Source organism: Pseudomonas sp. BO3-4 (assembly GCF_034044115.1).
GTDB classification, from domain to species: Bacteria; Pseudomonadota; Gammaproteobacteria; order Pseudomonadales; family Pseudomonadaceae; genus Aquipseudomonas; species Aquipseudomonas alloputida.
The window spans coordinates 3,342,692-3,361,741 of sequence record NZ_CP139018.1; the positions used below are offsets into that span (position 1 = coordinate 3,342,692).

The 19,050-nt window shown below is 60.8% G+C and carries 17 protein-coding genes; 3 read left to right on the plus strand and 14 right to left on the minus strand.

Going from position 1 to position 19,050, the window contains the following annotated elements; translation table 11 throughout:
* Position 1: 1 nt before the first annotated feature.
* From REH59_RS15570 to REH59_RS15590, 5 genes are all read right to left on the minus strand, one after another.
* On the minus strand, positions 2–526 hold the full coding sequence (locus tag REH59_RS15570; protein ID WP_014859598.1) for a serine O-acetyltransferase: 525 nt from the start codon (positions 524–526) through the stop codon (positions 2–4).
* A gap of 8 nt (positions 527–534) precedes the next feature.
* Positions 535–1,491, minus strand: coding sequence for a glycosyltransferase family 2 protein (locus REH59_RS15575; protein WP_047602871.1), 957 nt, complete (start codon positions 1,489–1,491; stop codon positions 535–537).
* Between the two features lies 1 nt (position 1,492).
* The gene (locus tag REH59_RS15580) at positions 1,493–2,101 is read right to left on the minus strand and encodes an acyltransferase (protein ID WP_014756650.1); all 609 of its coding nucleotides are present in this window, start codon (positions 2,099–2,101) and stop codon (positions 1,493–1,495) included.
* Between the two features lie 103 nt (positions 2,102–2,204).
* A complete protein-coding gene (locus REH59_RS15585) occupies positions 2,205–3,671 on the minus strand; it encodes a GMC oxidoreductase (protein ID WP_014859600.1) in 1,467 nt (488 codons plus the stop codon).
* A 236-nt stretch (positions 3,672–3,907) separates the two neighbouring features.
* Positions 3,908–5,284: an oligosaccharide flippase family protein gene (locus tag REH59_RS15590; RefSeq protein WP_121783538.1), complete on the minus strand. Its 1,377-nt coding sequence runs from the start codon at positions 5,282–5,284 to the stop codon at positions 3,908–3,910.
* Positions 5,285–5,379: 95 nt separating this feature from the next.
* Here REH59_RS15590 and REH59_RS15595 point away from each other — a divergent pair, with 95 nt between their 5' ends.
* The 3 genes from REH59_RS15595 (at position 5,380) to galE (ending at position 10,583) form a co-directional block, all read left to right on the plus strand.
* Positions 5,380–6,906, plus strand: a complete 1,527-nt coding sequence (locus REH59_RS15595; RefSeq protein ID WP_012052382.1) for an O-antigen ligase family protein — start codon at positions 5,380–5,382, stop codon at positions 6,904–6,906.
* A gap of 5 nt (positions 6,907–6,911) precedes the next feature.
* Complete coding sequence (locus REH59_RS15600) at positions 6,912–9,512, plus strand: cellulase family glycosylhydrolase (protein WP_014859602.1); 2,601 nt, start codon at positions 6,912–6,914, stop codon at positions 9,510–9,512.
* Positions 9,513–9,617: 105 nt separating this feature from the next.
* Complete coding sequence (galE, locus tag REH59_RS15605) at positions 9,618–10,583, plus strand: UDP-glucose 4-epimerase GalE (protein ID WP_004576286.1); 966 nt, start codon at positions 9,618–9,620, stop codon at positions 10,581–10,583.
* A 63-nt stretch (positions 10,584–10,646) separates the two neighbouring features.
* Here galE and REH59_RS15610 read toward each other — a convergent pair whose 3' ends face one another.
* The 9 genes from REH59_RS15610 to REH59_RS15650 all read right to left on the minus strand — a co-directional run bounded on the left by REH59_RS15610 (position 10,647) and on the right by REH59_RS15650 (position 19,013).
* On the minus strand, positions 10,647–11,453 hold the full coding sequence (locus REH59_RS15610) for a CpsD/CapB family tyrosine-protein kinase (protein ID WP_004374244.1): 807 nt from the start codon (positions 11,451–11,453) through the stop codon (positions 10,647–10,649).
* A gap of 11 nt (positions 11,454–11,464) precedes the next feature.
* The gene (locus REH59_RS15615; protein WP_012052386.1) at positions 11,465–13,027 is read right to left on the minus strand and encodes a GumC family protein; all 1,563 of its coding nucleotides are present in this window, start codon (positions 13,025–13,027) and stop codon (positions 11,465–11,467) included.
* A 19-nt stretch (positions 13,028–13,046) separates the two neighbouring features.
* Positions 13,047–14,162 (minus strand): hypothetical protein, encoded by a 1,116-nt coding sequence (locus REH59_RS15620; protein ID WP_121783539.1) that lies wholly within the window; start codon positions 14,160–14,162, stop codon positions 13,047–13,049.
* 24 nt (positions 14,163–14,186) lie between these two features.
* Entirely contained in the window at positions 14,187–14,744 is a 558-nt protein-coding gene (locus tag REH59_RS15625) for a polysaccharide biosynthesis/export family protein (RefSeq protein WP_004374240.1), read from the minus strand.
* Positions 14,745–15,005: 261 nt separating this feature from the next.
* Positions 15,006–15,182: an EPS-associated small membrane protein EppA gene (gene eppA / locus REH59_RS15630; protein ID WP_004374238.1), complete on the minus strand. Its 177-nt coding sequence runs from the start codon at positions 15,180–15,182 to the stop codon at positions 15,006–15,008.
* A gap of 248 nt (positions 15,183–15,430) precedes the next feature.
* Positions 15,431–15,973, minus strand: coding sequence for a helix-turn-helix domain-containing protein (locus REH59_RS15635; RefSeq protein WP_004374236.1), 543 nt, complete (start codon positions 15,971–15,973; stop codon positions 15,431–15,433).
* Between the two features lie 76 nt (positions 15,974–16,049).
* On the minus strand, positions 16,050–17,468 hold the full coding sequence (locus REH59_RS15640; protein WP_004576289.1) for a short-chain fatty acid transporter: 1,419 nt from the start codon (positions 17,466–17,468) through the stop codon (positions 16,050–16,052).
* A gap of 154 nt (positions 17,469–17,622) precedes the next feature.
* Positions 17,623–18,279 (minus strand): CoA transferase subunit B, encoded by a 657-nt coding sequence (locus REH59_RS15645; protein ID WP_004576290.1) that lies wholly within the window; start codon positions 18,277–18,279, stop codon positions 17,623–17,625.
* Positions 18,280–18,314: 35 nt separating this feature from the next.
* Entirely contained in the window at positions 18,315–19,013 is a 699-nt protein-coding gene (locus REH59_RS15650; RefSeq protein ID WP_004374230.1) for a CoA transferase subunit A, read from the minus strand.
* Positions 19,014–19,050: the final 37 nt, after the last annotated feature.

Genomic DNA, 19,050 nt, shown 5'->3' on the forward strand with positions numbered 1-19,050 from the left:
CTCACTCGACCGATGCCGCGGCGGCCGGTTGTCGGGCCTTGATGATGGCCGGCACCCCCACTGCCAGTGAATTGTCAGGCACATCTACCAGCACGACGGCATTGGCGCCGATGATCACGTTGTTGCCGATGCGAATACTGCCCAGCACCTTGGCCCCGGTGCCGATGTCGACGTTATTGCCGAACACCGGGGCAATCGGCTCGTCGACATTCTTCAGGCCCACCACCACGCCGTTGCGGATACGGCAGTCATCGCCGAAGCGGGCATAGCCGCTGACAACGATGCCACCAAAATGATCGATGACGAAGTTGCGCCCGATCACCACCTCGCACGGCAGTTCGATACCGGTGATGATCTGGACGAATTTGAACAGCACCTTGTAGATGAGCGAGCACAGTTTGCGCAGCAGTGCCGGGCGCAGCGTATAGCGCCAGCGGCCAAAGCGGTACACCAGCAATACCCAGAAGCCCTGGGCGCCCCAGTCCCCGCCATGGGCACGCAGGTCGGCGCGAATATTCTCGAACATGGCTCCACCTACCTTGTCGGTTGGCTGGCGTACCGGGTCTTGAACAGCAAAGACCAGGTTGCCCGGCAATGACGCCAGCAGGCCTGTATGGCGCCCCAGCCGCGTCGTTTCAACAGCGCCTTGAGTGCCAGCACCAAGTCGCCCAGCGTCACCAGCAGCATGTGCAGGGCAAGCCCCGCCACCCCGTGATGCTTGCGAAAGTACAGCAACTCGCTTTCGATCTGATAGGACGAGATCTGCCGGCTGGCGGCCTCCAGCTCCGCCACCGACTTGGAGCTTTCGCCACCGATATGCACCACCGTGGTATGCGGGTAGAACACCACTTTCCAGCCAGCCTCCTTCACCCGCTTGCAGTGGTCCACCTCTTCGTAATAAAGAAAGTAGCGCGGGTCGAACAGCCCCACCCTGTCGAGCACTTCGCGGCGCACCAGGTAGAAGCAGCCGGGCAACCAGTCACACTCGCGCACCGAGGCGTGGTCCCAGTTCATGTCGTCAACCATCTTCACCCCTGGGAAGAACCGCCCCAACCCGGTACGCCCAACGAACACATTGAGCGGCGTGGGGAAGTAGCGACAGCTTGGTTGCAGGTCGCCATCGCGACCCTCCAGGCGCACCCCCAGTACGCCGCACTCCGGGTGGGCGTCCATGTAGTCGAGCGTTTTTTGCAGCGAGTCGGCGGCAACGAAGGCATCGGTATTGAGCAGCAAGGCGTACTTGCCCTTGAGGTGCGCCAACAACTGGTTGTTGGCCCGGCCGAACCCCACGTTCTGCTTGTTGCTCAGCAGCAGTGCCTCGGGGCACACCTGGGCCATGCGCTGCACCGAGTCATCGCGCGAGGCATTGTCGACCACCAGGTAGCTGGCCAGCCGCTCGCTGTCGGCCCGGCGCAGTGCATCGAACATCGGCTGCAGCAGTCCAGCGGTATTGAAGTTGACCACCATGACATCCACTGGTTTGCTAGCCATTTTAGCTGTCCCCGAAGAAATACTGGCGTCTTTGCGCCATCAGTAACGGTTCCACTTCCGGGTCGTAGGCACCGTTGCGCTGCTTCACCAGATCGATCCATGGGTAGGCTTCGCAACGTGCCTCGACCCGTTTGATCAACTGCTCGGTGGTACAAATGAACTCCGCAGGGTTGCCACCATAGACGGTGCCTGGCGGCACGTCCTTGGTCACGACCGCCCCTGCGGCCACGATGGATTCGGGCCCGATGGTCACGCGAGGCATCACGATCGCACCATGGCCGATGAAGCAATTGTCCTTGATGTCGATGAATCCGACCGAATCCAGGTGCTTGCCAAAGCGATGCTCGATCAGCAATACCACCCCGTCATGACCGATCAACGTACAGTCGGACAAGCCCACGCTGTTACCGATACGGACCAGCGACGGGTCGAGAAACTTACAGCCTGTATTGACGTAGAAATTGCTGCCGACCGAATGAAAGTTGCCCCATCGGGCCAGATAGGCCCCCCATTCGAGACCAGAAGGGTTGCAGAACCTCCTGTAAAATTTGCCCCCTCGCCCGGTTGCATGGGCGTAGTGCGCCACTGCCTTGCGTATCCATCCCTTCATACTGCCTGGCCTCGCGATCTGAACAATCTGGAGTATCCTGAGGCGTTCCGGTCTCGTTCTTCTAGGTGCTGACCGCATCGCACTCACCCGTGTACAACCTGCATCAAGCAGCGGCGCTGCTGGCCGCTTTCATCTTGTTATCGAGGTGGTCGGCCAGCCGCAAGGCAAATTGCAACAGCGGCATGGTCGGGTTGGAGGCGCCGCCCTTGGCAAAAATGCTGCTGCCGGCGACATACAGGTTTTCGGTACCGAACACCTTGCAATTGGCATCGACTACACCGAACTGTGGCGAGGCGGCCATACGCGTGGTGCCCATGTGATGGGCATGGGGCGCCATTTTCAGCGGAATCGAGGTGTCGTAGACGAAATCGTTGAGTTTGACGAACCCCAGATCCATGTCGGCGAACTGCTTGGCCAGTTCGCTGCCAATGCACTTGATGGTGTGCCGATCTTCGGCGCTCAGCACCCAATTGACATTGACCTTGGCCACGCCCAGCGCATCCTTCTCGTCCAGCAGCGAAATACGGCTGTGCAGGTTGGGGAACTGCTCGATCATGGTGCTGATCACGCCGTCACCCGGGCAACTGAACTTGGCGACGAAGGCGACCTTGTTGGCAAACCCCATGTCGCAGGCCAGGCTCTCGAGAAAATACTTCACCTCGGCAGTGCGGCCATAGGTCTGCACATCGGCCAGCAAAACAGCAGTGACATTGCCTTTACCGGCCTTGTACTCGTCGACGAAAGCATCGGTGGTGTAGTACTGGCGCGGCTCTGGGTCCTGCCCGGACTTAAGGATGAATGTGCCCATTTCGATATTCAGGTGTTCCATGAAACACCCGCCGACCAGCCCTTCCTTGCACACCACGCCTGCGGCCACCAAGGTCTCGCTGTTAAGCAACTGCCGGGCATTTTCGATGGCACCTGTGGCCAGAATGAAGTTGCTTGCCACCAGGCGTTGACGATTGCGCTCATAGTCGGACAACACCACCGCAGCCAGGTGGCCGGAAGCCTTGTCGAACTCCAGGTCAACGCAATTACAGTGGATGAATACGTCCAGGCCTGGCGTCTGCTCCAGTGCTGAAGCGTACTTTTGCGCAAAGCGTGTCGGTGTGCTTAGCAGAAAACGGTCCGCCTCGAAGTCACCACCATTGAGGCCGGCATTCATCGCGCGAAAATCCGAGCCAGGCGCCAGATCGACGATCTCCATCGCTGCCGGCAGGAAGCCTTCGATCTCCGAGTAGGGAATTGGCCAACCCGGCAAGTTGCCTGGCGGGGCGACGGCAAAATCCGAGGGGGTGAATGGGCGGCAACGGCCAGCCCAGTGATTGGAGGTGCCACCCAGGTAACGCAGGCGGGCTTCCTCGGCATACAGTTCCAGGCCAGTGGATGAGCACGCGTACAAGTCTTGCGAGTACGGCGCATATTCGCGCCCCCCGCCTTCGGCGATCATGACGCTCCAGCCGGCGGCTGCCAGGCGCAAGCCCAAGGTTATACCCGCCGGGCCGGCCCCGATGATGCAGAAGTCATAGTGGTCGCGCAGCGCCTTCTGCTGCTGAAAGTCCTTGATCATACTGACGCGTTCCGGAAGTAACGGGACGGTAATACCCAACCGTTGATTACCACGAACCCGGGCTTTTCGACCGGCTTGCCGGCAACGGCCGCCGAGGCGCCGAACACCGCCCCCCCCACACTGAGCAAGACACAACTCTGGAGAAAACCTCTACGACCCAACTGCGCATTACAAAAAGTGAGCTTCTCCATGATCCCGTGACCTGTAGCCATGAAAGTTACACCCAGCAAACTGCGCTACAGCCAGTTGAAAAAGGCCGTCAACAGTGCCCCGCACAGCGCCCCGACCAGCAACATCGGCAGTACCACCAGCTCACGTTTGAGGCTGAAGATATCCAGTTTGCAGTTCACATACACAACCAGCACCAGCGTTGGCACAGCATGCAGGGCAACCCCCCAGATCGCCCACTCCACCCCGCCAATCGCCAGTAACAGCGGCAACAGCCCCCATAACGAGACCAGGCGGATAATGTTGTCCATGGCCTGGTACTTGGTCAGGCCCAAGGCAATCCACACCTGATGAGCCAAGGTATAGCGCAATACGATGAACGATAGCGAGAGAATCGCCAGCATCGGTCCGGCTTCGCGGTAGCGATCGTCATACATCCAGCCGATCAGCAGCGGGCTGGCGGTCAGGAAACCGCCACAGATGAACAGCACCAGCAGGTCGACCAACAGCCGAAAGCGGAAATACAGCGCTTTCAGGCGCGGCTTGTCGTCGGCCCTGGCCGCCTCGCTGAAAGCAGGCAGCGCCACCGCGCCGACAATTTTCATGAGCGCGGTCTGCACCGCACCCAGGATCAGCACGGCGATCGAATACACACCCAGTTGCGCCGCCGACATGCTGGCGCCAAACCATATGCGGTCGCCGTACATCGCCAGCACGCCGACCATCGACGACAACAGGATCCAGCGGCCAAACACGATCAGCTCGGTCAGCGCCGAACGGTCCCAGCGCAGGTGGTTGTTGGGCCCCTCCAGGGCGGTATGCCCCAGCACGGTCCAGACGACCGCCGAAACCAGGCCTGATAACACCAGCGCCCAGATCGAATGGGTCAGCAAGCCCAGCACCAGCATCACCACCAGGCCAGCCAACTGCGAGGCAAGGTCGACCAACACCACGCGCTTTTGTTGGAAAGTGCGTACCGCCACATCTATCTTGGTGGACTGGAAACCCCAGATGGCCGCCGACAGGCCGGTGACCGCCAGTACCATCGGCAGTACGGGCGCGGCATAGGTAGAGTCTGCCGGCCAAAGCTCAGCCAGTTGCGCCAACCAAGCCCCCAGGGCCAGCAACAAAGTAAGGGCAAACAGCAGGAAACCGCGGATGATCTGCACGGTCCAGGCGGTATTGAGAAAATCTGGATCGTCACCACGGTGGCTCTGGATGATGTTCTGGCGCAGGCCCACATCGGAAAGCAAATGCAGCAGTATCGAAACGGTGGTGGCAATGACCATCACGCCGAACATTTCCGGCAGCAGCAAGCGGGCCATGATCAGATTGCCGCCCAGGCGCATCACCTGTGAAGCCACCTGCGAGACCAGGTTCCATGACCCGGCCCTCAGGGCCCGCTTGCGCAGGCTCGCGGCGGCTGACACATCAATCGACGGCATGACTTCAATCTCTGACTGATTGGCTAAAAGTCACTATAGTTTCAATTAGCCACGATGCTAGCCGTTGCCCACCAAGGGAAAGGTGTACATAGCCGATGCCTGAACATTTTCGTGCGTTGATCGTCATCCTGTTTTTGGCGAGCGTGGTCTTCCTGATGGCCCGGCGGCCTGCCACCGACCTGATTCCGCTCAGCGACTACAAGCGCCGGCGTAATCTGTGGTTCCTGCTGACCCTGCTGGCTTTTTTCTCGCACAGCTTCTGGCTGTACCTGGGCGTGGGCGCGGTCGTCCTGTTGCTGGCCGGGCGCCGCGAGCACAACCCCATGGCGCTGTTCTACATGCTGCTGTTCCTGATCCCGCCAGCGTCGGTACAGGTGCCCGGGTTTGGCGTGGTCAATTACCTCGTTGACCTGAACCATATTCGCCTGCTGAGCCTGTGCGTGCTGCTGCCGGCCGCGCTGCACCTGCGCCGCCAAGGTGACACCCTGCGCTTTGGCCGCACCTGGACTGATAAGTTGCTGGCGGCCGGCCTGCTGCTGCTGAGCGTGCTCTATTTGCGCGAAACCACCCCTACCGACACGCTGCGCCAGGCGCTGTACCTGTATGTCGACGTACTCCTGCCGTATTACGTGGCCAGCCGTGGCCTGCGTCAGATCAGCGACTTCAAGGACACCCTGCTGGCCTTCGTACTCGTCTCTTTCGTCATGGCGCTGATCGCTGTGGCCGAGTATGTGCGCCACTGGTTACTGTACAGCGCGCTGGTCGACGCCATGGGCGTGCCATGGAGCATGTCCGGTTACCTGAGCCGCGGCGGTGCGCTGCGGGCGAGCGTCACCACCGGCCAGGCGATCGTACTGGGTTACGTGATGAGCGTGGCCATCGGCCTGTTCCTGTTCGTGCAAGGCTATGTGCAACGTCCGCTGCACAGGGCCATGGGCGCCCTGCTGCTGGCCGCCGGGCTGTTCGCGCCATTGTCGCGTGGCCCGTGGATCGGCGCCGTGGTCATCGTGGTGGTGTTCATTGCCCTGGGCAAAGGCGCCGTCAAGCGCCTGGCGCTGCTGGGTGCGGCTGGCATGCTGGCGTTGCCCTTGCTGACCGTCGTGCCTGGCGGCGACAAGGTGCTGGACCTGCTGCCGTTCATCGGCAACCTCGAGAAAGAGAACATCACCTACCGCGAGCGGCTGATGGACAACGCCTGGATCGTCATCCAGCGCAACCCGCTGTTCGGCTCCTTCGATTTCCGTAACACACCCGAAATGCAGGCGATGATCCAGGGCGAAGGCATCATCGATATCGTCAACACCTACATCAACCTGGCGCTGCGGGCCGGCCTGGTCGGGCTAGGCCTGTTCGTGGCGTTCTTTGCCGTGCTGCTGCTGGGTATCCGCAGGGCCATGCTCAGTTTTGCCGACAAGGATGACGAGCGACGACAGCTCGGCCGGGTGTTGCTGGCAACGCTGACCGGCATTCTGGTCATCATCTTCACCGTCAGCAGCATCACCTTCATCCCGGTGGTGTACTGGTCTATCGCAGGGCTGGGCGTGGCCTACATCCAGATGGTTCGCCGCCTGCACAACAGCCCGGCCGTGGAGCTGGCAGAACCCGACCTACAACCCAGGTAATGTTCATGAATAGGCTGTCCCTGCGTCATTACGTGCGCCTTTCGGCCATTGCCGGCCTGGCCCTGCTGCCGCTGGCCAGCTGGGCTTCAGACTGGCAGGTCAGTGTCGATGAGCAAAATGGCTTGCCTACCGTGACACACGGCGGTGGCCCGGTCATGAAGGCCAAATTCGATTTCTGGGCTGCCAACTGGAGCTGGACCGGTTTCTATACCGACTTCAAGGTCAATGGCCCTTACCACTACACGCTGCGGGGCAAGAACAAGGAACTGGACTTCGACCTGCAGGCTGACATCCGCAAGGAACAGGCGCAAACCCTGAGCTGGGCCTTCGACCTCGACGCCCACAGCCGCCAGAGCGGTGTCATGGGTGGCGGCCTGGTGTTCCAGTTCGACCCGGCGCAAATCGCCGGCGACATGGGCGCCCCGCAGTTGCTGCCCGACAACCGCGGCTGGACGTGGGGCAAGGCCGACCAGGGTCGACGCATCGAAATGCGCTTCGACCCGCCACTGGCCAAGGTCTATTTCGAGCGCGGCAACCCGTCCGAGCTGCGCGCATTCCTCTACAAGGACCCGATCAGCGCCGGCCGCCAGCAGCTCAAGGCTGTGCTCAACGTGACCGGCGACATCGAACTCGGCCCGACGCCCACCGAGCGCTTCGGCCTGGCAGACCCCGCCAAGTGGCCTGATGACCAACTGGACTGGCGCACCTCGCCGGTGGACCTGTCGTTCCTCAACGCAGCGGAAAAACCCGCCGGCAAGCGTGGCTTCGTCAAGGCGGTCGGCGACCAGTTGATGTTCGCCGACAACACCCCGGTACGCTTCTGGGGCACCAACCTGTCGGCCTACTCGCTGTTCAAAAGCCCCGACGACGAAATCCGTCAACAGGCCAAACGCCTTTCGGCACTGGGTTTCAACCTGGTGCGCCTGCATCACCACGACTCGCCCTGGGTCAGCCCCAACGTATTTGGCGACGGCACCTTGGTGCGGGATACCCAGCAGCTCAGCGCCGAATCGCTGCGCAAGCTCGACCTGTGGATCAAGTCGCTCAAGGACGAAGGCATCTACATCTGGCTGGACATGCATGTGCAGCGTGCGTTTACCGCCAACGACCACATCGAAGACTTCAAGGAGCTGCCCGAGCAGGACGGTCGCGTCGACCTGAAAGGTTACGCCTACGTGAACGACAGTATCCGGCAAGCGATGAAACGCTTCGCCGAGCAGTACCTGACCCATGTGAACGAGTACACGGGCCTGGCCTACAAGGACGACCCGGCCATCGCCGCCGTGCTGATCACCAACGAGAATGACCTGACCCAGCATTACGGCAACGCCCTGATGCCGAACAAGGATGTACCCCGCCACAGCGCGCGCTACATGACGGCGGCCAAGGCCTTTGCCAAACAGTTTGACCTGCCCGCCGACCTGACCTGGCGTGCCTGGGAGCATGGTCCGTCGAAGCTGTTGCTCAACGAGCTGGAACAACGCTTCAATGCCGACATGATCGCCCACTTGCGCAGCGTGGGCGTGAAAGTCCCCATTGCTACCACCAGCACCTGGGGCGGTAATGGGCTTAGCGCACTGCCGGCATTGAGCGTTGGCGATGTCATCGACGCCCACAGCTACGGCGACACAGGCCAACTGGAGAAGAACCCGCTGACCAGCGACGGCATGATCGACTGGATTGCTGCCGCCCAGGTCGTCGGCAAACCGCTGACCGTCACCGAGTGGAACGCCGAGCCCTTCCCGCTGCCTGACCGTCACTCGCTGCCAATTTACATCGCCGGCACCGCCAGCCACCAAGGCTGGGACGCCATGCTGCAATACGCCTACAGCCAACAGGCGTTCAACCCGGGTTGGCGCACGGCGGACAACTGGCACGCGTACAACGACCCGGCGATGATCGCCACCCTGCCCGCCGCTGCCCTGCTCTATCGCCGTGCGGACGTGAAACCCGCCACCACTCGCTACGTGTTCGCACCGACACCTGACACCCTGTACAACCAGGAAATCACCCCGCGTAACTCACCGCTGTTGCGCACGGCCATGGAAAAGGGCCAGTTGCAGATCGCCCTGCCACACACGCCGCAATTGCCCTGGCTAAAACCCGCGCCCATCCCGGCAGGCGCGCAGGTGCTGCATGACCCGGGGCAATCGCTGCTGGCCGCCGATGCCACCGAGTCGGTGACCGATACGGGCGAGCTCAGGCGCAACTGGCAACAAGGCATCTACACCATCGACACGCCACTGACCCAGGCCGCCAGCGGCTGGCTGGGCGGCCGCCCGGTCAACCTGGGTGCCATTCAGGTACAAGCGAAAACGCCTTACGCCAGCGTCGTGGTCCAGAGCCTGGACGGCAAGCCACTGGGCCAGTCGCGCGAGCTTCTGCTGTCTCTGGGCACCCGTGCCATGCCCAAGGCCGATGACAAGACGCCGTTCAATGTCGAGCCCCTTGAAGGCCGCCTGGACATCAAGGCACCCGCCGGCCTGAAATTGTTCGCCCGCGATGCACGGGAACAGCTGAAGCCGCTGCCAGTGGCCTACAAGGATGGGCAATACACCATTACCTTCGACGGTACCTACATGTCCAATTGGCTATTCTTGAAATAGAGCATATGGCCATCTACGCTCAGGTCACCTGTAGCTGATCATCCCACCTGCACGTGTCAGGGAGTGTTCACTGCGTCTGTAAACAGCAGATTCCAGGAGGTGGGGATGAAATATCTGGTTGTGGGTGGTGCGGGCTACATTGGCTCGCACATGGTCAAGCACCTGCTCGCCGCCGGCCATGAAGTGCTGGTGGCGGACCTGGTCTCACCTGGCCCCGGTATCCAGTGGGCCAAGCTCGACATCGCCGACGAAGCCGCACTGGATGTGCTGTTTGGCGTGTGCCACTTCGATGCGGTGTTTCACTTCGCCTCGTTCATTCAAGTGGGCGAGTCGGTCAGTGCACCCGGCAAGTACTACCAGAACAACGTCGCAGCCACCCTTTCCCTGCTGCAGGCCATGGTCAATGCCGGCATCAGGCACCTGGTGTTTTCTTCGAGTGCCGCCGTTTACGGCAACCCGCAGTACGTGCCGATCGATGAAGCGCACACCAAGGGGCCGATCAACCCGTACGGGTTGAGCAAATGGATGGTCGAGCAGATTCTTGAGGACTTCGACCGGGCCTATGGTTTGAAGTCGGTATGCCTGCGCTATTTCAATGCAGCGGGCGCTGACCCGGAAGGCCAGCTAGGCGAGCGTCATGAACCGGAAACCCATCTGATCCCGTTGATCCTGCAGGCTGCATCTGGCCGGCGTGAGGCGGTGACAGTGTTTGGTCGCGACTACGACACACCGGATGGCACCTGCATACGCGACTACGTGCATGTGGCAGACCTGGCGGCGGCCCATGCACTGGCAGTGGATTATTTACTGGACGGTGGCGAGCGTGCCGCGTTCAACCTGGGCAATGGCTTGGGCTTTTCGGTGCAGCAGGTGATCGATACGGCCCGGGCAGTGACCGGGCGACAGATCAATGCCCTTGACGCACCGCGCCGCGCCGGCGACCCACCACGGCTGGTGGCGGATGCGAGCAAAGCCATGCAGGTGCTGGGCTGGCGCCCGGCCTTCGCCTCATTGGAGCAGATTGTGCGGCATGCGTGGCAATGGGAGTTACAGTATCCCTGGGAGCGCTGAGTTGCCCTCGGCTTCCTGTAGGCGCAGCACAAGGCTGCGCCTACAGGCGCATTGGCTGAAGGCTCAGTAATAGGTGCGCGGCTGTTCGTCAGCCTTGTTCAACACTGTCCCGATCAGGTTCACCGTGGCCAGGTGATGCAGGCAATCCTCGATTTCCTTCTTGTTGTTCATCCCGTTGGCCACCACCAGCAACACGCAGTCGAACTTGGGCATCACGGTGATCGCATCGTCCGAGCTGAGCAGCGGTGGCAAATCGAAAATGCAGATGCGCGATTCGTAGCGGTTGCGCAAATCACCAATCAGGTTGTTCACCTTGGGCGAGGACAGCATCTCGGTCGACAGGGGCACGGGTACCCGCGTTGGCAGCACCACGAAGCGCGGCAAGGTGGGGTTGACCAGGCAGTCCTGCAACTCGGCCTTGTCCGTCAGAAACTCGTTCAGTGCCTGCTCCATGGGCAGCCCCAGGTAACTGCCGACCTTGGGCCGACGCAGGTCGAAGTCCACCAGCAACGCAGTCTTGGTGGTGTGGTGGGCAATACTCATGGCCAGGTTGATCGCCAGCATTGTCTTGCCCGCTTCCGGCGTTGGCGAGGTGATAGCCAAGGTACGCCAGCCGTTCTCGTCCATGGCCCTGAGCACCTGCGTACGCAACAGGTCGATCGGCCCGTTCATGTTGGAGTTCTTGTTGTACGCCACGATGCGGTTACGCTCCAGGTGGTCTGCACGCAGCGGCACCACCTTGGTGTTCACGTAATCGAACTGACCCGGCACTTCGGCCAGCGCCGTACCGGGGGCGGGAGACAGTGCCTGGGGGGTACCCGGGGTAACCTGATGAATATTGTTGCCAACAGCCGGCTTGATCCTGTCCATCACTGCTTTCCCTATACAAACCGAGACATGACTTTGTACAACAGCACATCCAGTGGCATGTAGAACACGTGCACCAGCCCTATCATGATAGCTGCCAACGCCAGTGCCGCCAGGATCAGACGATTGCGCCAGCGCTTGCGGCGGGCCACGTCGGCCCGGGTATCGATATAGGGCAGTGCCACCAGCACCCGTTTGCCCAGCAGGTTTTCCAGGGCGCCAACGCCGCGCACGCGCTGATTGAGCATTTCCAGCAGCATCACCAGCGCACCGCCACCGGCCGGTGCCAGTACCAGGCCCAGCGCAGCGATTTTCTTGCGGTTAGGCTTGATCGGCTTCTCAGGCAACAGAGGAGGCTCCAGCAGCACAAAGCGTTCAGCCTTGTTTTCCTGCTCGAGGCTTTCGGTAATCTTTGCGCCCATTTCCTTGGCACGAATCTCTTCGTATTTCTTGCGCGCGTTGTCGTGGTCACGCATCAAGGTCACCAGGCCACGCTCGACTTGCGGTGCCTCGAGGATCTCGGCTTCATAGCCTTCCATTTTCCGGGTCAGCTCACGCTTTTGCTCTGCCAGCGAGGCAATACGCACCTGCGCGGCACTCATCTTGGCGCGGACACGGGCCGCGTCGAGGCTGACCGTGGACGCTGCCGCAGTGCGGCCACCACTGGCTTCGAGCGCCTGGATCTTGCGCTTGACCGCCACGACATCCGGGTGGGCGTCCTTGTAGCGGGTCAGCAGCTGCGCGTATTCGGCTTTCAGGCTTGGCAGGTCTTCGGGCAGGTCGGCACGGGTTGGCCGGGCGCCCTCGACAACCTTGGTGGCAAGGCCGGCATTGGCCGCAGACAGCTCCAGTTCCAGATAGCGCAGCTCTTCCTGGGCAGCCTTGTAGTCACGGTCGACCTCACGGAATTCCAGCTCCGCCCGCGACAGCATGTTCATGCGCAGGGTCTGGTGCTCGGGCAAGGCATTGGCATGGGCCTGCTTGAAATCGGCCAGCTGGTTCTCCAGGCTGGCCAGCTCGGCACCCAGCTTGTTGGCTTCCTGGGTGAGGAATTCGGTGGTTTCGTTGGCCCGTTCGGTGCGCTGCTTGAGGTTTTCATTGAGGAACAGCGTCACCAGTTCATCGGCGACTTCCTTGGCTACTTGTGCCTGTTTGTGCTCGAACGACACATTGAACGCCACGGTCGCTTCACCACGACCGCGCACGTAGGTGGTCAGGGTTTCGACCACGATCGCGTTGCGCATCTGGTCGATCTTGTCGCTTTCGCTGAAGCGCTTGTCGGCGAAGAGGTCGTACTTGCCGATGATGCGCAGCAGGTTGTCGCGGGTCATCACCCGTTGGCGGATCACCTCGATGCGCTCATCGGCAAAGCTGGTGTTGTTGGTCGACACCAGTTCAGGCGAAATCTGCTGCGACTCCACCAGAATGGTGCCGGTCGACTGGTAGATCGGCGGCACCATCAACGCGACGGCCACGGTCGCGGCGAGAATGACTGCGGCACTCACCCCTAACACCAGGGCCCTGTCCTTGATAATGGCGATGTAATCTCTGAGGGAGAGCTCGTAGTCAGACTTCATAGGGCCACCTGCCTGCAGTTCAGATGTCGGGGTACCTGTACGTCAACGTCAAACCAACGATCGTAGCGGTCGCATCCGGTACATGGTCCTGCTGCCGTTCCTTGTACATCAGCGACAGGCGCAGGTCCCAGTAAGGCGAAAACTGGCGGCTGGCCCATACGCTGTAAGTCTGCAGCGTGTTGGGCGACTGCCCTTTGCTGTCTTGCCACGCGGCGTCGGCGCCGACCCGGGACAACTCGGTCAGCGCATAGCTCCACACACCGCGCACCTGGTCCAGTTCGGCGAAGCCGCCTTCAGCGCTTGCCACCGTGCTGCGCTCGGCGGTGAAGCTGGCGTCGGCACGCGGGCCGGTGTACAGCAACGCAACCCCACCCTCCCCGCGCCGGCCGCCGTCGTCACCTGACACTTGGTTGACGCCAACATGGGCATCGGCGCTCAAGCCTTCGGCAAGCTGGTATTTGATGCCGACTGCCGGGCTGTAGCTGTTGGAAGCAGTGGCGGTAAGGTCCTCTTCGGGCTCATAGCGCCGGGCACCAAAACGGGTATACAGGTCAGCCCGCTCACTCCAGCCGTAAGTCCAGGTAAAGACGTTCGCCAGTTCGTCGTAGCCCGTCAGCGTGCTGATGTCGTAACGGGCACGGCTGTAGGTGGTTTCGTTGCTCAAGGTACTGCGCTCGGTCACCGCCTGGCTCCAGTTGCCAGTCAAGGTGTAAAGCTTCTGCGTACCGTCGGTGGTAATCACCCCGGTATCCAGTACTGTCCCCGACAACGTCGAGCTTTCGTTGTAGCGCCCCACCAGGCCGAACCGCCCCCGCTCGGTGGTGCGCTGCCAACCCAGGCTGATATCAGGGTCTTCACGGTCATCGACGATATCCGTATCGGACGAGCGCAGCAGATTCATGCCAAGCCCCAACCTCAATTCGTCGCGGTCAAAAGTGCCGATCAGGGTGTAATCCGGCGCGATGATCGTGCGCGTTATGCCCTTTTCCCCCGAGGTCAGCAGCAATGGGTTGCTGTCGTATTCGACGGATGTCGGTACCACCACCGTAGACTGCCAATTTGCCGCCAGTACCGCGTCCGTGAACGGCAAGACCAGGATTGCCGTTGCAATGCGAGTTGTTCTAAGAAGAGGCATTAAATGTTCTTATTAAAGGCAAGATCAAGGAACGACCAGCGTATCGCCAGCCTGAAGTTGGATGTTGGTGGACATGTCCCGCCCAGACACCAGGTCCTTATATCGCACGGGCAGGATCTTTTGGGAAGCACCGGTGCCGCGGACCACCTTGATTTCGCTTTCATCCGCAAACTTGTCCAGACCGCCCGACATGCTCAGCGCCTGCAATACCGCCGTGGGGCCTGCCATTTGCACAGGCCCAGGCTTGATCACTTTGCCCTGCACATAGACCATATTGCCGGCAATGCTTTTGACGACAACGCTGACGTTAGGGTCGGGGAGGAATTTTTCGAGTTTGGCAGCGACCTGCTTTTCCACTGCCGTCACATCCAGCCCGGCAACATTGATGCGCCCGGCCAAGGGGAAGGTGATACTGCCATCGGGAAGTACGGTGGCTTCTTGACGCAGGCTGTCTTCCTGCCACACCGATACCATCACCACATCGCCGGGGCTGAGCAGGTAGGCAGCACTGCTCTGGTCGGCGTTACCGGCGCCAGACCACACCGTCAGCATGCAGAAAGCGGCAAACATTGAACGCACCATGAGGGTCCCTCCGGCCAAATGGCCCGACAAAGAGCACTGAATGAGAACAACACACCAACTCTCGCTCCGCTTCACGGCGCACTGCTGCCGCGATGGCCTCGACCTTCCTGGAGGCCCTTGCCTTGACGCTGCAGACGTGGCTGCAACGCCTTGTAAATGTTGGTCCTACGGGCTACTGGGAATATAGCAACGGTTGGAGAATTCACAAGCCATGCTTGTGGCCTCGCAGCAATGGGTCACTTTAGGTACCCGGTATACGGCTCAGATCTTTCTGCGGTTGGCAACGGCAACAAAACCGACCACAGCAAAGGCAAAGAACCAGCCTGCAGTTGAAACAGGAATGATACTGTTCTGATTTATATACGAATCCGCTGCGCGGGCAGCACCACTTAGCATCACCAGCAAGAACATCGATTTGATTATCAGAGTCGTGCGCATACTCCCCTCCTAAAAACAGGAAAATCAATTAGTTATTGGCGCTGTGCTGCGGGAGTTGTTTCGTTGTTGACTTGAGCTTATGGGCACAATGACATTACGTCAATGATCCGACACCATAATAAAATTCAATGAGCGATGGGCGCATTCGTCAAAAAAACGGCATGCAGATTATGCAAGGGAGGGATGATGCGATGAACATGGCGTTTCACAGCTGAGAACACGTGGGGGCATGATTGCCCCCTGCGGTTTCATTCGTCTGCGTGGTGAACCACAACCAGTAACTGCGCCGGTGTCGCACCTACCGAGCGCAGGCGGTGCGGCGTCTGGGCATTGAAATGCAGGGCGTCGCCCTGCTCCAGCAACACCCGCTCACTCATGAAATCCACTTCCACCTGGCCTGCGTGAACAAACAGGAACTCTTCGCCCTGGTGTTCCTTGAACGTGGGGTCGCTGAACTCGGACGGCGGCTGAATCAGAAACGGCAGCAGGCTGCGCTGGCCAACCTGACTGGTGAGGGCCGCGTACCCCGGCCCTTGCCCATCGCCCACCAAGGCCTGGCGCTCGGTACGGCGCACCAGGCTGTAGCGGCTCTGACCGGGCTGTTCTTCGGCGAACAGCTCTTCGACATTGACGTTCAGTGCCCTCGCCAGTTTCAGCGCCGCAGCGATCGAGGGCGTGTTGAGGCCGCGCTCGACCTTGGACAGGTAGCTTTTGGTCATGCCAGTCTTTTCGGCCAGCATTTCCAGGGTCATCCCCAGTTTCTTACGCAGCAGTTTCAATCGGATAGACATGTGACGCGGGTTTCCCAGGCTGAGGCAGCCATGATACGCGTCTGAAAGCTGGCGCCAAGTCTCCAGGGGCCTCGAATCAAGGCATCACGGGCGGCACGTACTGCAGCGTTGTACCCAGCGCCCAGAGCAACACCAGCACCAACGGCACATGCACCAGCAATTGCACGAACGAGAAACCGATCAGGTCGCGCGCCTTGAGCCCCAGCACGCCCAGCAGCGGCAGCATGTAGAACGGGTTGATCAGGTTCGGCAAAGCTTCGGCCGCGTTGTAGATCTGCACGGCCCACCCCAGGTGGTACTGCAGGTCGTTGGCCACCAGCATCACGTAAGGGGCCTCGATGATCCACTTGCCGCCACCTGAAGGGATGAAGAAGCCCAGCACCGCCGAATACACGCCCATCAGCACGGCATACGTGTCATGGGTGGCAATCTGGGTGAAGAACAGTGAAATATGGTGGGCCAGCGTCTGTTCATCGACGCCCTTCACCTGGGTGAGGATAGCGGCGATCGAACCATACAGCGGGAACTGGATGAGCACACCGGTGGTGGTCGGTACCGCGCGTGCCACCGCGTCAAGGAAGCTGCGTGGGCGCCAGTGCAGCAAAGCACCGAGCATGATGAACAACAGGTTGTAGGTGTTGAGCCCCGAGATGGCGGTAATCGCAGGTTTTGTCGCAAACTCCTGATACAGCCAGCCAGCAGCCAAGGCCACCAACAGCAGGATCAGGATCGGGCTGTGTTCCAGCCACTCCCCCGGGCGCGTGCGTTGCGGCGCGGGTGGCGCTGTGAAGCTGGGGTCGACACCGCAGTCTTCTGCGCTACGTGCGCTGTTCGGGCCCGGAGCGGTGGCATAGGCGATCACCAGCGAGACCACCACCAGTGCCGCCAACATCACGCCGGACTGCCAGAGAAAGATGGTTTCGGTAAACGGGATCACCCCGGTTATCGACAGGATTGAAGGTGGCAGGCTGGCCGGGTTGGCCTGCAGCTGCGCCGCCGAGGATGACAGGCCCAACGCCCACACCGCACCCAGGCCCAGGTAAGCGGCCGCACCCGCAGCGCGGTAGTCCATCTTCAGGTCGGTGCGCCTTGCCAGGGCGCGCACCAACAAACCTCCAAACACCAGCGACAGCCCCCAGTTGAGCAAGGAGGCCAGCATCGAGATCAGTGCTACCCAGCACACTGCCGAGCGCCCATTGCCGGGGATGCGCGCCAGGCGATCGATCAGCCTCGCGGCGGGCGGCGAGCTGGCCACCACATAACCGCCGATGACCACGAAGGCCATCTGCATGGTGAACGGTATCAGGCTCCAGAAGCCGTCGCCAAACGCCTTGGCGGTGTCGGTCGGTTTGGCGCCCATGGCCAGTGCGCCGATACACACCAGCAGCACCGCCAGCGCGGCGAACACCCAGGAGTCGGGGAACCAGCGTTCAGCCCAGTTGGAGCAGCGCAAGGCAAAGCGCGCGGAGCGGCTGTCTTGAATTTCAGCGGCCACGGTTGAATTCCTTTTATTGGTTTTATGGGATGAAGCGGTATTGCCAGGCAACGCAAAAAACCTGTGGGAACGGGTTGACCCGCGAATGCGGCGGTCAATGTACCGACGCATTCGCGGGTCAACCCGCGCCTACAGGGTGAGATCACGTCATGCCTTAGAAGGTCATTTCCTTCACATCGTCCGGCACGATCAGTTTGCCGGCGGTTTTCTCGATGATTTCCTCGACGCTGACCCCAGGCGCGGTCTCGCGCAGGATGAAGGCGCCGTCTTCGATTTCCAGGTAGGCCAGGTCGGTCAGCACCTTGCGGATGCAGCCTGCACCGGTCAACGGCAGGCTGCACTGTGGCAGCAACTTGGACTCGCCGTCCTTGGAGGCGTGGGTCATGGTAACGATGATGTTGTCGGCGCCGGCCACCAGGTCCATGGCCCCGCCCATGCCCTTGACCAGCTTGCCCGGAATCATCCACGAGGCGATGTTGCCCTGCACGTCCACCTCGAAAGCCCCCAGTACGGTCAGGTCGACGTGGCCGCCACGGATCATGGCGAACGATTGTGCCGAATCGAAAATCGAGGCGCCGCGGCGGGCGGTGACCGTTTGCTTGCCGGCATTGATCATGTCGGCATCGAGGGTGCTTTCGGTGGGGAATTCGCCCATGCCGAGCAGGCCGTTTTCCGATTGCAGCATCACATCCATGTCGGCGGGTACATAGTTGGCCACCAAGGTGGGGATGCCGATGCCCAGATTGACGTAGTAACCGTCCTTCAGTTCACGGGCAACGCGTTGCGCCATCTGTTCGCGGGTCAGTGCCATGGTCAGGATCTCTTTATTGTTCGGGTGGATGGCGCTCAGGCCTTGACGGTGCGCTTTTCGATACGTTTTTCGAAGGTGCCGACGATGACACGGTCCACGTAGATGCCCGGGGTGTGGATTTCGCTTGGCAGCAGCACGCCGGGTTCGACGATTTCTTCCACTTCGACCACGGTGATCTTGCCGGCGGTGGCCGCCAGCGGGTTGAAGTTTTGCGCAGTGTTGCGGTACACCACGTTGCCGTAGTGGTCGGCCTTCCAGCCCTTGACGATGGCGAAGTCACCGGTGATGGACTCTTCCAGGATGTACTTGCGGCCCTTGAACTCGCGGACTTCCTTGCCGTCGGCAACCGGGGTGCCATAGCCGGTGGCGGTGTAGAACGCCGGAATGCCGGCACCACCTGCGCGCATTTTTTCGGCGAGGGTGCCCTGTGGGGTCAGCTCCACTTCCAGCTCGCCACTGAGCAACTGGCGTTCGAACTCGGCGTTTTCGCCCACGTAGGAGGCGATCATCTTGCGAATCTGCCGGTCTTCCAGCAGCACGCCCAGACCAAAACCGTCAACGCCGCAGTTGTTGGAGACCACGGTCAGGCCCTTGACGCCGCGCCGCTTGATTTCGCTGATAAGGTTTTCCGGGATGCCGCACAGGCCGAAACCACCGGCCAGTACCGTCATGTTGTCGGTCAGGCCTTCGAGGGCCTGCTCATAGGTTGCAACGCGCTTGTCCAGTCCGGCCATGCTGATCCGCCTTTTGTAGTTGTTTAACCGACGAGGC